The organism is Bacteroides salyersiae WAL 10018 = DSM 18765 = JCM 12988, assembly GCF_000381365.1.
Classification (GTDB): domain Bacteria; phylum Bacteroidota; class Bacteroidia; order Bacteroidales; family Bacteroidaceae; genus Bacteroides; species Bacteroides salyersiae.
Map to the genome: position 1 here is coordinate 463,493 of NZ_KB905467.1, position 14,656 is coordinate 478,148.

Here is a 14,656-nt window from a genome sequence, read left to right on the forward strand (position 1 = left end):
CTGTAAAAATCATGCTGTATGGCTTCTTCTTCTTCAGGAAAGAGGGGGAAGCCGTGCAGGATAAGTTTTATGTCGAACTCAGGTTATCTGTTTTATTAGGTAATAACGATTTTTTCATTTTGCCGGCTTCCGTCGGTCAGGATATAGGTCACGATGTATATGCCCGGTTGCAATGCCGGCAGGCTGATTTCGCTTTTCTTTACCTGCGGATACGAAGAATATACTTGTATACCCGACATGCCGGTGATATTTAGAACGGCTACTTCACGATCCGTAACGAAAGGACGTACGATAGAAGTGCCTGTATCACCGACCAGTCCGTTCAGATAATTCTCCAGATTGGAATATCCGTTAGCCGTGAGGATGCCGCCGTCTGCCGGATCGTTTTTATCCAGTCCGTTGGCTTCTTCCCAACTATCGGGGATACCGTCACCGTCGGTATCTGTCGGAACTGTTTCACCGGCTTTCGGTGTGAGGTCCGGCCAGGGAGTCCAGTTGTCGCCTGCATCGGCGGGCTTCAAGTCTTCTTGTGAATTGATCATACCCACAAATTTGATGTTGCCGGGATCCGGTTCTGTTTTATTCCATTTTATCGCTCCTCTGTCTACCGGCTTTAATTCTCCGGCAGCTTCGGCGAGAATACGCGTATCCACTTCATCCAGTTTGGGAAGTTGTGCTCCTGCCTGTTTGATAACTTTAAGATAAGCCTCTTCTGCTGTTTCGATGGTCAACTCACTGTTAGCTGATGGGGCCGTGAGTTTTATTTCATTTATTTTATCGATGCCGGCACGCAAGTTTACGGCTTTTTGGGAGTTGTTTTCATCGGCATATATCCAGTTGTTGGCGTTTACCTTCGAATGGTCTCCTTTGTTTTTGTCATTCTTATATTCATTTGTTTCAAACATGTTGCCATCGATATACCATTCTCCCAGGCCGGTAGCGCTGGAAGCATCGTGCGAACAATCGGCGAACCAACGGTCTTGAAAAGTGTTGGTAGCCGGTCCCGGCTTATAGTAGTTGTTGATGAGGTTGGTACGCGAATAAGCTCCCTCTACGATGGAATGTAATTGTCCGCCATATAAGGCACCTTTATTGCCCCAGTTGAAGTGTACGTTATTGATGATTTCCGTATCTACGAAAGCATCGTGCCCACTGGCAGATTTATCACGTGCTCCGTTTACCAATGGAGTACGTCCTACGCAGTGTGCAAACAGATTGTGATGGAATGTAGAGTGTTCACCTCCCCATTGGGCACCGTATCCGCGTGCACCTTTATCATGCTTGGATACATAGAGCGGTTCGCTCAATATACACCATTGCATAGTAGTGTATTTGTTGTCGTACATTGTCACGTTTTCTTCCATCGACCAACTGAAAGAGCAATGATCGATGATTATATTTTCGGTGTTCTCTATACCTAATGCCGAATAATTACTGCCGGACAGGTCTCCTGCACGGAAGCGGATGTAACGTACGATGAAGTTTTTACTGTGGATATAAATATTTGCCCCGGAGATACAGATGCCGCCACCCGGTGCCGATTGTCCGGCAATGGTCACATTCGGTCTCGGACATTTCAATCTTTCTTTAAGATTGATAGTGCCGCCCACTTTGAAGAGGATGGTTCGCGGCGTATCGTCTCCTGTGGTTAATGCCCAACGGAGTGTCCCTTCTATAGGCTCTTCGGACGAAAGATAATCATCGAGACTTGTTACGTAATACACTTTGCTTCCGATAGCGGGATCTGTGGTACGTCCGCCGGTTGCAAACCGTCCCCAGCCTTCGGCACCCGGAAAAGCGATTTGTTGGTTATCGGCCTGTGAATATACAGGCGAAAGTGGGAGTAACGCTATGCAGCCCAGTAGAGCATGTTGACGTAAAACTTGTTTGGGAGTAATGTTTTTCATCATGTTTCTCATGTTTTGTTAATGATTGGAGATTATTTTTTATTTTCTTGCAATATTACCCGATTTATATTAATCGCGTGTGTAATATCTGTTGTAAGTGGATGGCAACCAATTATTGCTCATGGATAATCAATAATTCCACATTCATTTTATTTTCGGAGATAGATACCCGATAGCAGAAAGACAGGATTTTTTCCTTTTTAGCGGACCGTACTTTTTGTATGGGAGACTGTATGCTGGCATTTGTTTATGAAAGTTTGCCGTTGTGTTCATTTTCATATCCGTAAATAGTCCGCCTTTGCGAAAAGTGTTCATTTTCGGACAGCTACATTTTTAGCTAATATTCAGAATATAAGTAATTTATGTTTTTGGCATATCATTTGAAATCCTTTTAGTGATAAAATACGAAATTGAAAATTCTATTAAATACAAAAAGTTATGATTACATTGACTTCGCTCTCTAAAGTTTACCGTACAAATGAGATTGAAACGGTAGCCCTTGAAAACGTGAACTTGACAGTGGATCGTGGTGAGTTCCTCAGTATTATGGGTCCTTCCGGTTGTGGGAAATCTACATTACTGAATATTATGGGATTGCTCGATACACCGACTACCGGTACGATCGAGATCAACGGTACCCGTACCGAAGGGATGAAAGATAAAGAGTTGGCTGCTTTCCGCAACAAGACTTTGGGATTTGTGTTTCAGTCTTTCCATCTGATAAATTCATTGAATGTATTGGATAATGTGGAGCTTCCGTTGCTTTATCGCCATGTGAACAGTAGTGAGCGTAAACGCCTGGCACAGGAAGTACTTGAAAAGGTAGGGCTGAGTCACCGCATGCGCCATTTCCCTACACAACTTTCCGGCGGTCAATGCCAACGTGTAGCCGTTGCACGTGCCATTATCGGTAATCCGGAAATTATTCTTGCCGATGAACCGACCGGTAACTTGGACTCGAAGATGGGGGCTGAAGTCATGGAACTTCTTCACCGTCTGAATAAGGAAGACGGACGGACCATCGTGATGGTGACCCATAATGAGGAGCAGGCCAGACAAACTTCGCGTACTGTTCGTTTCTTCGACGGACGCCAGATACAGTAATGATCCCGGACTACTCGCAGACCATTTTATAACTTAAAGAAATCATACAGATCATGAAAACAAATATATTCATAACTACTATCGTGCTTGTATTAGGAGCATTTTTCACTTTCTCACAAGCGCAGACCGACAAAACGATCACTCGTAATGAGTCCGTTTCACAATTCTCTTCCATCCGGTTCGAAGCTGTGGGCGATGTGAATTTTGAACAGTCATCCGAATATTCGCTACGCATTGAAGGCCCCCGGAAATTTGTAGAGAAGGTACTTGTAAAGGTAAAGAATGGAGAACTTATCCTTACTTACAAAGAGCAGAACAATAAGTCCAAAAGAGTGAAATTTTATATTACGGCTCCCGACCTCTCCCGTGTGAATATGGAAGGCGTAGGTGCTTTCCGTTGTGAGAAAAAGTTGGAAATGAAGGACCTTGAATTGAATATGAAAGGGGTAGGCTCCATCCGTATTGCCGATCTGGAGTGTAAAACGCTTCGTGCCCGAATGGAAGGGGTAGGGAAGATAAATGTCCATGTTCATTGTGTGAAGCTGGTAGCCAAAGCCGATGGAGTGGGACATATGACGTTGTCCGGATATGCCCGGAGCGCCGATGTCACCAGTGACGGCATAGGAGGTGTGAATACCCGTAATCTGCAAGTCGGAGAATAGAGGGATTTGTCAAATCGTAAATGATCTCAAAATGATTAAACTATATTTCAAACAAGCATTGGCACAATTGCGCCAGCAGCCCATCATCAGTCTCGTCAGCATATTGGGTACGGCGCTTGCCATCTTTCTCATAATGCTGGTGGTGATGATTCAACAGGTGAAAGTAGCCCCTTTCTCGCCTGAGAGCAACCGCGACCGTTTTCTGCATGTACGCTTTATGAGTATTACCAATAAAGAATGGGGAGGAGGTTCCAGTAACGGACCGATGAGTGTACAGACAGCCAAGGCATGTTTCAAGTCGCTTACAACTCCCGAAGCAGTAACCATTTATTGTGTTGCTGCCATAACTACTCCGGCTTCCATGCCGGGTACACCTGCCATCAGTATAGATATGCAACAGACGGATGATACTTACTGGCAAGTTTTTGACTTTGCGTTTGTCGATGGGAAACCTTATGATCAGGCTGCCTTTGAATCGGGACGTCCGGTAGCGGTTGTCACTGAAAGTGTAGCCCGCAATTTGTTTGGTACGACAAAGGCTGCCGGGCGCGAATTTTTGTTGAATCATGCGCCTTATACGGTAGCGGGAGTGGTGAAAGATGTTTCAGCTTTGGCGGATGCTGCTTATGCACAGGTATGGATACCTTATACTTCTACCGATCTGGCTCAAGATACGTGGAGCGACAATCACATGGGCATGATGAGTGCCACTATTCTGGCACGTGACCGTGACGATTTCGATGCCATTCGTGAAGAATGCGAGAAAGTCCGCCTGCAATATAATAATCTGTTGGCTGAAAACGGATATGAGTTGATTTATCGTAACCGTCCTTACGATCAGGAAAAGCAGGCGATAGCTTACGCCGCCAATTGGGAACCGGACCTGTCGGCGGCCCGGCGTCAACGGGTAATTATTTTTATCATTCTGTTGCTGGTACCTGCTATTAACTTGAGTAGTATGACACAGAGCCGTTTGCGCCAGCGTGTTTCCGAGATTGGGGTACGCCGCGCTTTTGGCAGTACCCGCACGGAGATGATCGGACAGATTGTGATGGAAAACTTAGTGGTCACTTTGCTGGCCGGTGCTGTGGGATTACTTTTCAGCATATTGTTTGCTTATCTCGGCAATGGATTGCTATTTGCCCAGGCTTATAGCATTACGCTCAATCCGCCGGAAGTAAATGCTTCCATTCTGTTGCAGCCTTCCACTTTTATGTATGCGTTGCTTTTCTGCTTTGTACTCAATCTTTTAAGCAGTGGTTTTCCTGCCTGGAAAGCGTCACGTACCAGTATTGTAAATGCGTTGGGAGGTAGAACCCACTAAATCGAATGAATGATGAACAAGAAACTATTTACACAGATAAAAAATGAATGGCACTCCAATCTTTGGATAGCGACGGAGTTGCTGTTGGTGAGCGTAGTGATGTGGTATGTTGTGGATTATATTTATGTGCAGTACAAGGTTTATACCGAACCGCGCGGATTCGATATTTCAAACTGTTATCTCGTGAGCATGGGGCAGCTTACCGACAAGAGTCCCGACTTCATACCGAATGATACGCTGATTGCCGAAGAAATAGATGAACTGGTCAACCGTATTGCTCGCCGTCCGGAAGTGGAAGCGGTGAGCCTGTCGCAAAATTCATATCCGTATAACGGGAGCAATAGCGGGACGGAAGTGAGATACGATACTTTGCAGTCTTATGGTTATGTGGTCCGCCGGTTTGTGACACCGGATTTCTTGAGAGTGTTTCGTTATCAGGGGACAAGGGGAGAGACTCCGGAACAGTTGGCAGAGATGCTTACGAAAGAGAATTTCCTGGCATCGGATAATTTGTATGAACGGAAATACGGCGTGAAGCTGACTTCATTGGTAGGAAAACAATTTTATCTGTTTGGAGATTCAGCGAAAACGTATAAGTTAGCTGCTTCTTTAAAACCGGTACGTTACTCGGATCATGAACAGGCTTTTTCTTCTTATTGCATGCTTTACAAATTAGGCCGCAGTTGGTATGATACTCATCTTGAACTTTGTGTACGTGTGAAAGAAGGACAGGATGTCGATTTTATGAACCGTCTGAAAGCGGATAGCGAGAAGCAGCTCCGGGTAGGAAATGTTTTTATTGCCGATGTTCGTTCATTTGCCGATATCCGGCGTAATTTCGAACAAGCTTCTATGAATGAGCTTCGTAATTACATTTTCGGTATGGTCTTTTTGCTATTGAATATTTTTTTAGGATTGTTGGGCACTTTCTGGTTTCGTACACAACAGCGCCGTAGCGAGATCGCCCTGCACAAAGCATTGGGAGGAACGAACCATACGATATTCAACCGCCTTCTGTCCGAAGGTCTGTTACTGCTTTTGATAGCTACCGTACCGGCCATTATCATAGACTGGAATCTGGCTCATGCCGAACTGAACTCCTGGATGAACGGAACCACATTGGAGACCGGCCGTTTTATTATCACCGTTGTTCTGACTTTTATTCTCATCGTCCTGATGATTGTGATAGGCATCGGCATTCCGGCGCGTAAAGCTATGAAGATACAACCGGCAGAAGCCCTGCGCGAAGAATAAAGGAATTGTAATTGTAAATTATAAATCGTCAAATCGTAAATCCTCTCCATGTTCAGACAATATTTTAAACAGGCCTTTCATCTTCTGATGGAGAATAAGTTACTTTCTGCCATCAGTATTGCCGGTACGGCACTTGCTATTTCGGTAGTGATGGTGATTATCATTCTGCTGTATGCAAAAACGGCTAATTACGAGCCGGAAATGAATCGTGACCGTACGCTTTATGTGAAGTGGTCGAGTGTTTATGAGAAGGAGGATAAAGACGCACGTAATTACAGCCGCCTGTCTCTTTATGATATACAGCAAATTTTCTATCCTCTCACGACTGCAGAAGCCGTATCTGCCATCTGTGAATATGGGCGTATGCTCGCTGTGGTTCCGGGGGGAGGAGAAGAGATCAACTGTCAATTGCTTTATACCGATGCTGATTTCTGGAAGGTATTTGAGTTTGGATTTCTTGCCGGACAACCCTATGATGAGGTTGCTTTCAAGGCCGGGCTGAAACAGGCTGTGATATGCGAGAGTGTGGCTCGGCGTCTGTTTGGTGGGGTAGAGACGGCAGTAGGGCGTCATCTTGAACTTAACTTTGTAGAGTTTACGGTTTGCGGTGTGGTACGTGATGTCAGTAAGTTTGCCGAACAGAGTTATTCGGAAATATGGTTGCCTTATACCACTAATACGGATATCAGCCGTATTGATCTTTCCGGATGGACCAAAGGGCATACAGGCAGTTTCCAGTGTTTTATCCTGGCCCGTTCTTCGACCGGCTTTCCTGAGATTCTTGCGGAAGTGAATACGAACTTGGCAAAATTGAATGCAAATGATCAGGATATGCAACTGGATTTGCTGGGGCAACCCGATACATTTTTTATTCAGATGCTTCATAAATACGCCCATGGAGGTATTCCGGCAAAAGAGGTAGTCATTCACTATGTGATTATTATTATCGTTATTCTGCTTGTGCCGGCTATCAACCTGTCCGGGTTGACGCAGAGCCGCATGCGGAAACGCCTTTCAGAAATTGGAGTGCGTAAGGCTTTCGGTGCCAACCGTTCGGTCTTGTTGAAACAGGTACTTGCCGAGAATCTGTTGCTTACGCTGATCGGTGGTGTGGCAGGACTTCTGTTCTCTTATTTTGCTCTTTGGCTGTTATCGGATTGGCTGTTGGCATCTGCATTATCGGTTGGAGGTACGGCCGCCATGAACGCGTCCATGATAAGTCCGTGGATATTTTTTGCAGCCTTAGCTTTCTGCTTGGTTCTTAATCTGCTTTCTGCCGGTATTCCAGCGGTTCGTGTGGCTCGTACAACGATTGTCAATGCACTAAATGAAAGGTAATTAATATGTTCAGACACATTCTTACAATTATATGGAATAACCGTCGTCACAATGGATGGCTGATAGCCGGTTTGTTTGTGATGTCTACTTGTATGTGGTATGCGGTAGATTATGTTTACACGGTTACGGTCAATCAGACCCGTCCTTTAGGATTCGACTGGCACAATGTGTATGCCCTCAATATCGGGGTACTGACCCCTGAAAGCCATAAATTTTTATCGGACAAACTTCATACCAAGAATGCTACAGGTGATTTTTACACTTTCATGGATCGCTTGGAACATCATCCGGCTGTGGAGTCTGTTTGTTATACACGCATGCATAAACATTATGTATGGACGAATCAAGGTGCCTCTCTTATTTACGATACAATTACTTGCAACAGTTGGATGCGTACCGTCAGTTCCGGATATTTCCGGGTATTTCGGGTGAAAGGGGCGGATGGAAGTTCTCCGGAACAGTTGGCAGGCAGGGCCAATCTTACCGATATTATCATTACGGATAATTTGGCATGCCAGCTCTTTCCCGGACGTTCTGCTGTGGGTGAATGGGTAAAAAACACCTTGAATGGCGACAGTGTACGTATTGCTGCCGTATGCGAAAATCAAAAGTATAATGAATTTACCTCCCACCAACGGGCTACCTACATACCGTTGCATTTCACACAAAAGCGTCCTTTTTACTATCTGGAGGCTCCCTATTTGGGTGTGTACATTCGTGTGCATCCCGATTCCGACGGTGATGATTTTATTCGTAGATTCCGTAAAGACATGCGTGAACAGTTGATGATCGGCAACTTTTATCTTGAAGATATGCGCCCTATGACCGATTTCCGGAACGAGCAATTGAAAGAACCTCGTAATGATTTGTATACCTATCTATCAGTGGCGGTATTCTTTTTATTGAATGCTTTTCTGGCAGTGTTGGGCACTTTTTGGTTTCGAACGCAGCAACGTCGTTCCGAACTCGGATTACGTGTAGCTTTGGGCGGTTCAAGAGTCAGTCTGTGCAGGCTTCTTTGGGGAGAAGGGGTAGTATTGCTCACATTGGCATTCATTCCGGCAATAGTAGTGGCGGCAAACTTGGGATTGGCAGAAATTGTATCCGATTATCCGGTTGAATTCACCTTGTTCCGTTTTGTTGCCGGTATTTTTATCACTTATCTATTGTTGGTATTTACCGTTTTTCTGGCTGTTTGGATTCCCGCACGTCAGGCTATGAAGATACAACCGGCAGAAGCATTGCGTGAAGAGTAAAAAAATAAAATTATATATCTGCGTTGCTTTCAAGATAATAGCGTATATTTGCGTGCATATTGTGAAACAACGCAGTTATGTAACTTTATGATCCGACAACGTTATTATACTCTTCTGCTTCTTTTATTTACGGCATTTTTAGAGATAGCTGCTGCTGAACAGACCTATAATGTTCTTTTTATACAATCATATACGAATCAGACTCCTTGGCACAATGACCTGACCCGTGGATTGCGTGACGGTTTCAGCAGTGAGAAGGTGAAAGTTAAAATCACGACGGAGTATCTGGATGCCGATTATTGGGCTTATCGATCCGAGCAGGTCATCATGAAGCGTATCTGCGACCGGGCAAGGGAAAGGGGCACCGATCTGATCGTGACATCCAGTGATGAAGCTTTCTATACCTTGTTTAATTGTGGAGATTCGTTACCCCGTCAGATACCGGTTGTCTTTTATGGTATTAAATATCCGGATGATGCGCTGATCTCTACTTTGCCGAATGTTTGCGGTTTTACCTCTAACCCCGACTTTTTTCTTTTATTGGAACAGGCGCATAAGACATTTCCGGAACGGAAGGAAGTAATTTGTGTGAATGATAACAGCTTTCTGAGTCTTGCCGGAAAAGAAGACTTCATGAATGAGTGGCAACGTTTTGTGAAGCGTTATCCAGATTATAAATTGCAGACCTATAATGTGCAGACGGGTAGTACGAGCAGTATAATCTCTTCTGTTTGTTATCCGCGCAATAGTCATGGACGTATTGTAATTGTTCCGAAGTGGTCTCCTTTCATGGCGTTTATCGGTAAAAACTCAAAGGCTCCTTTCTTCTCCTGTCAAAGTATTTCCTTGACCAATGGCGTATTCTGTGCCTATGATGCCGATCCGTATACCTCTTCGCGTATGGCGGGTGTACGGGCTTCCAAAGTGCTACGGGGAGCTTCTCCGGAGGAGGCCGGGATATCTGAGACTCCGGTCGAGTTTTTTTATGATTATAAGCAACTTGAGTTTTTTAAGGTAGACAAAGACCGGGTGAAACCGGGCATTATACTCAACGAACCTTATCTGGAAAAGTATAAGTTCTTTTTTATACTGTTTTATGCTTCTATCTTAGGCCTATTGATTTTGTTGGTTATTTGGCTGTTCCGGGTTAACCGGCGGGAGGCGAGACGCAGGGTACATGCACAGACTCGACTTTTGGTGCAGAGCCGTCTGGTTGCGCAGCGTGATGAGTTTGACAATATTTTCCATTCCATCCGTGAAGGTGTAATAACGTACGATGCGGACTATCGCATCCATTTTACCAATCTCTCTCTATTAAAGATGTTGCATCTTCCTACCGATGTCTCTGTCCGTCCTTATGAGGGGCTTCCGGCCGGTTCTATTTTTAAGATATATTCAAATGGAAAGGATATTCTGCGGGAGATGTTGAAGGAGGTGATTACGAAAGGGAAGAGTTGCCAGATTCCTCCCGACTCTTTTATGCAAGAAGTGCACAGTGGAATTTATTTTCCAGTTTCGGGAGAGATGGTGCCTTTACATGCGAATGGGGAGGTAACCGGAGTTGCTTTTTCCTGTCACAATGTATCCGATGAAGAGATGAAGAAGCGTTTCTTTGATTTGGCAATAGAAGAGAGTTCCATTTATCCGTGGCAGTTTGATATCCGTACGAATGTCTTTACATTTCCTTTGGGATTTCTTCAGCGTTTTGGCTTTGACGGTTCGGTTGTTACCATTTCGCGTGACGATATGGAAAAGACGGTTCATCCCGAAGAATTGGAACACATACAAAAACAGTTTGATTTAGCGTTGAAAGAGGGACGCAGTATCCGTATGAGTTTCCGCCAGCACAATGAAAACGGTGGATACGAATGGTGGGAATACAGAACTTCCGTGCTTGGAGGGTTGACGGCTGATACTCCATATAGTATTTTGGGAGTTTGCCAGAGTATCCAACGGTATAAAACAACCGAAGAGGAATTGACGATTGCCCGTGATAAGGCATTACAGGCCGATAAGCTGAAGTCGGCATTCTTGGCCAATATGAGCCATGAGATCCGTACTCCGTTGAATGCTATTGTCGGTTTTTCCGACTTGTTGAGCGATACCAGTGCTTTCACGGAAGAAGAGGTGGCACAGTTTATTGCTACCATTAATAAGAATTGCAGCCTGTTGCTGGCATTGATCAATGATATTCTCGATTTGTCGCGTATTGAATCCGGAACGATGGACTTCCAGCTTTCACGGCACAGTCTTCCTTTACTGTTGAAGAATGTACACGACTCCCAACAGTTGAATATGCCTCCCGGTGTGGAGTTGCTGCTGGATATTCCAGAAGGCAGTAAGAAATATATGGTGACGGATAACGTGCGTTTGCAACAGGTGGTAAATAATCTGATAAACAATGCTGCTAAATTTACGACGAGCGGTTCAATTACTTTCGGGTATACGGAGGACGAAGACGGATACACTTCCTTGTTTGTGGAGGACACCGGTAAAGGGATTTCCAAAGAGGGAGTAAGGCATATTTTTGAGCGTTTCTATAAAGTGGATAATTTTACCCAGGGAGCCGGATTGGGACTGAGTATCTGCCAGACGATCGTAGAACGCCTGCACGGAACGATCAGTGTCACGTCTGAAGAAGGGAAAGGTACCCGGTTTACAGTCCGATTGCCTGATATCAGCGAATAAACGGCAAACGACGTTCGCTTGCGCACAAAGTGTTCGTTTTCGAACAGTCGAAGAATGAATTAATGTGCCGAAAATAAGTGATTTATCTTTTTGGCATACCGTTTGGACTCTTTGCTCACAGAAAATAATACTTTTATGAGAAAGAAGAATATACTGCTTGTTTTAGCGGCTTTTGTGTGTCCATTGATTCTTGAAGCACAAGACGAACGGAAAATAACACTCGGTGAAGCGATTGCTTTGGCTCGTACGCAGTCTGTTGATGCAGCTGTGGCTTTGAATGAATTGAAAACATCGTATTGGGAATACCGTACATTTCGTGCTGATCTTTTGCCGGAAGTCAATCTGACGGGGACATTGCCCAATTATAACAAATCATACAACTCCTATCAAAATTCAGACGGGACGTATGGCTTTGTCCGTAATAACTATTTAGGGCTTAGCGGAGATTTGTCTATCGATCAGAATATCTGGTTCACGGGTGGAAAGTTATCCCTTACTACGTCATTAGACTACATTAAGCAGTTCGGCGGGGAGGGGAAAGAAAAGTTTATGTCTGTGCCGGTCAGCTTGGAACTGACGCAACCCATTTTTGGCGTGAATAAATTGAAATGGGATCGTCGTATCGAACCCGTACGTTATGAAGAGGCAAAGGCGGCTTTTATTTCTGCTACGGAAGATGTGACCCGAAAGACCATTACCTATTTTTTTCAGCTGTTACTGGCTAAAGAGGTATTGGCTACTGCCCGGCAGAACCAGTTGAATGCAGAACATCTCTATAAGGTGGCGGGAGCCAAGCGGGAGATGGGACAGATTTCTGAAAATGAGCTATTGCAACTGAAACTTTCTGCTTTAAATGCGAAAGCTGCTGTAACGGAGGCTATGAGTGATCTCAATGCCAAGATGTTTCAGCTTCGTGCCTTCCTCGGAATGGGCGAGAATGAGAAATTGGAACCGGTATTGCCCGAATCGGTTCCGGATGTGCAAATAAAATATGATGTAGTACTAAATAAAGCATTGGAACGGAATTCTTTTGCACAGAATATTCGCCGTCGGCAACTGGAAGCAGATTATGAGGTAGCTACCGCACGCGGTAACCTGCGGAGTGTCGATCTTTTTGCAAGCGTCGGTTATACTGGCTTGGATAATGAGTTTGCCGGTGCTTACAATCATTTGCTCGATAATCAGATTGTACAGGTAGGAGTGAAAATCCCTCTTCTTGATTGGGGAAAGCGTCGTGGTAAAGTGCGTGTTGCCAAGAGTAACCGGGAAGTGGTTCTTTCGAAAATCCGTCAGGAACAGATGAATTTCAATCAGGATATTTTTCTGCTCGTGGAACATTTCAATAATCAGGCACAGCAATTGAGCATTGCCAAAGAGGCCGACTTGATAGCCCAGCAACGTTATAAAACGAGTATCGAAACCTTTCTGATCGGCAAAATCAATACGTTGGATCTAAACGATGCGCAAAACTCTAAAGATGAGGCGCGTCAGAAGCATATATCGGAACTTTATAATTATTGGTCTTATTTCTACCAGATTCGGAGTCTCACATTGTGGGATTTTGAAAGGGGGACGAAACTGGAAGTTGATTTTGAAGAAGTGATTAAATAATGTGCCAATATATCAGTATGCCAATGTGCCAATTTCCATGCGGGATGCTATTCTTTTGATATAGCGCAGCACATTGGCACATTGGCATATTGGCATATTGAATAATTATTCTTATTTTTGCGCATATAAAACCACATACACATATGATACTAATCATTGATGATGACAGTGCTGTCCGTTCTTCTCTCAGTTTTATGCTGAAACGTGCCGGTTATTCGGCTTTGGCAGTTCCCGGTCCCCGTGAAGCGATGGATGTTGTTCGTTCTGAAACTCCGGATCTCATTCTGATGGACATGAATTTTACCCTTTCCACTACCGGAGAGGAAGGTCTGACGTTGCTTAAGCAAGTGAAAATATTCCGTCCCGATGTGCCTGTTATCTTGATGACGGCATGGGGAAGTATTCAATTGGCTGTGCAGGGTATGCAAGCCGGGGCATTTGATTTTATAACGAAGCCTTGGAATAATGCCGCTCTGCTGCAACGGATAGAGACGGCATTGGAATTGTCTGCTACGCCTGCCGAAATACCGCAGGAACAGAGTGATGCGCTGAATCGCAGTCATATTATAGGAAAGAGTCAGGGACTGACGGACGTTTTGAATACCATTGCCCGGATTGCCCGTACCAATGCTTCCGTGCTTATCACGGGAGAAAGCGGAACGGGTAAAGAACTGATAGCCGAAGCGATTCATATCAACAGTCAGCGTGCGAAGCAGCCATTTATAAAAGTGAACTTAGGCGGTATATCCCAGAGTCTTTTTGAGAGTGAAATGTTCGGTCATAAGAAAGGAGCTTTTACGGATGCGAGTGCCGACCGTATCGGACGTTTTGAAATGGCAAACAAGGGTACTATCTTCTTGGATGAAATTGGAGATCTGGACCCGTCGTGCCAAGTGAAACTGCTTCGTGTCTTGCAAGATCAGACATTTGAGGTGTTGGGAGATAGCCGTCCCCGAAAAACGGATATCCGTGTTGTTTCTGCAACGAATGCCGATCTACGTAAGATGGTAAGCGAACGTACTTTCCGTGAAGATTTGTTCTATCGTATTAATCTGATCACAGTAAAGCTACCGGCTTTGCGTGAGAGACGGGAAGATATTCCTTTATTGGCCCGCCATTTTGCCGATCGTCAGGCCGAAGTAAACGGATTGCCCCGCACAGAATTCTCTGCCGATGCACTTCAGTTTCTTACCCGCTTGCCTTTTCCGGGAAATATCCGTGAACTGAAAAATTTAGTGGAACGTACGATTCTGGTTAGTGGCAAACCGATACTCGATGCCTCGGATTTTGATGCCCAATATCTTCGACAAGATGAACCGAAAGCTGCTGCGGGTAGTGTGCTTGCCGGTATGACGCTGGATGAAATTGAACGTCAGACTATATTGCAGGCGTTGGAACGTTATAAAGGAAATCTCAGTCAGGTAGCTATGGCATTGGGCATCAGCCGTGCGGCGCTCTATCGGAGGTTGGAAAAATATGGAATTAGTTATTAGCCACTAACCCACTAATCAC

General features: G+C 44.8%; 10 protein-coding genes. 9 read left to right on the forward strand and 1 reads right to left on the reverse strand.

Annotated elements, in window-relative coordinates:
• Window positions 1-95 precede the first annotated feature (95 nt).
• Window positions 96-1,910: a hypothetical protein gene (locus HMPREF1532_RS13235; protein ID WP_005930359.1), complete on the reverse strand. Its 1,815-nt coding sequence runs from the start codon at window positions 1,908-1,910 to the stop codon at window positions 96-98.
• Between the two features lie 435 nt (window positions 1,911-2,345).
• Here HMPREF1532_RS13235 and HMPREF1532_RS13240 point away from each other — a divergent pair, with 435 nt between their 5' ends.
• The 9 genes from HMPREF1532_RS13240 (at window position 2,346) to HMPREF1532_RS13280 (ending at window position 14,637) form a co-directional block, all read left to right on the forward strand.
• Window positions 2,346-3,011 (forward strand): ABC transporter ATP-binding protein, encoded by a 666-nt coding sequence (locus tag HMPREF1532_RS13240; RefSeq protein ID WP_005930364.1) that lies wholly within the window; start codon window positions 2,346-2,348, stop codon window positions 3,009-3,011.
• Window positions 3,012-3,064: 53 nt separating this feature from the next.
• Entirely contained in the window at window positions 3,065-3,673 is a 609-nt protein-coding gene (locus HMPREF1532_RS13245) for a GIN domain-containing protein (RefSeq protein WP_005930366.1), read from the forward strand.
• 31 nt (window positions 3,674-3,704) lie between these two features.
• Entirely contained in the window at window positions 3,705-4,997 is a 1,293-nt protein-coding gene (locus HMPREF1532_RS13250; protein ID WP_005930368.1) for an ABC transporter permease, read from the forward strand.
• Between the two features lie 12 nt (window positions 4,998-5,009).
• Window positions 5,010-6,251 (forward strand): ABC transporter permease, encoded by a 1,242-nt coding sequence (locus tag HMPREF1532_RS13255; RefSeq protein ID WP_005930370.1) that lies wholly within the window; start codon window positions 5,010-5,012, stop codon window positions 6,249-6,251.
• Between the two features lie 48 nt (window positions 6,252-6,299).
• Entirely contained in the window at window positions 6,300-7,589 is a 1,290-nt protein-coding gene (locus HMPREF1532_RS13260) for an ABC transporter permease (RefSeq protein WP_005930372.1), read from the forward strand.
• Between the two features lie 5 nt (window positions 7,590-7,594).
• Window positions 7,595-8,845, forward strand: coding sequence for an ABC transporter permease (locus HMPREF1532_RS13265; protein WP_005930374.1), 1,251 nt, complete (start codon window positions 7,595-7,597; stop codon window positions 8,843-8,845).
• Window positions 8,846-8,935: 90 nt separating this feature from the next.
• Entirely contained in the window at window positions 8,936-11,533 is a 2,598-nt protein-coding gene (locus HMPREF1532_RS13270) for a sensor histidine kinase (protein ID WP_182422694.1), read from the forward strand.
• Between the two features lie 135 nt (window positions 11,534-11,668).
• Window positions 11,669-13,144 carry a TolC family protein gene (locus HMPREF1532_RS13275; protein WP_005930377.1) on the forward strand — a complete coding sequence of 492 codons (1,476 nt, stop codon included), beginning with the start codon at window positions 11,669-11,671 and terminating at the stop codon, window positions 13,142-13,144.
• Between the two features lie 143 nt (window positions 13,145-13,287).
• Window positions 13,288-14,637 carry a sigma-54-dependent transcriptional regulator gene (locus tag HMPREF1532_RS13280; RefSeq protein ID WP_005930378.1) on the forward strand — a complete coding sequence of 450 codons (1,350 nt, stop codon included), beginning with the start codon at window positions 13,288-13,290 and terminating at the stop codon, window positions 14,635-14,637.
• Window positions 14,638-14,656 lie beyond the last annotated feature (19 nt).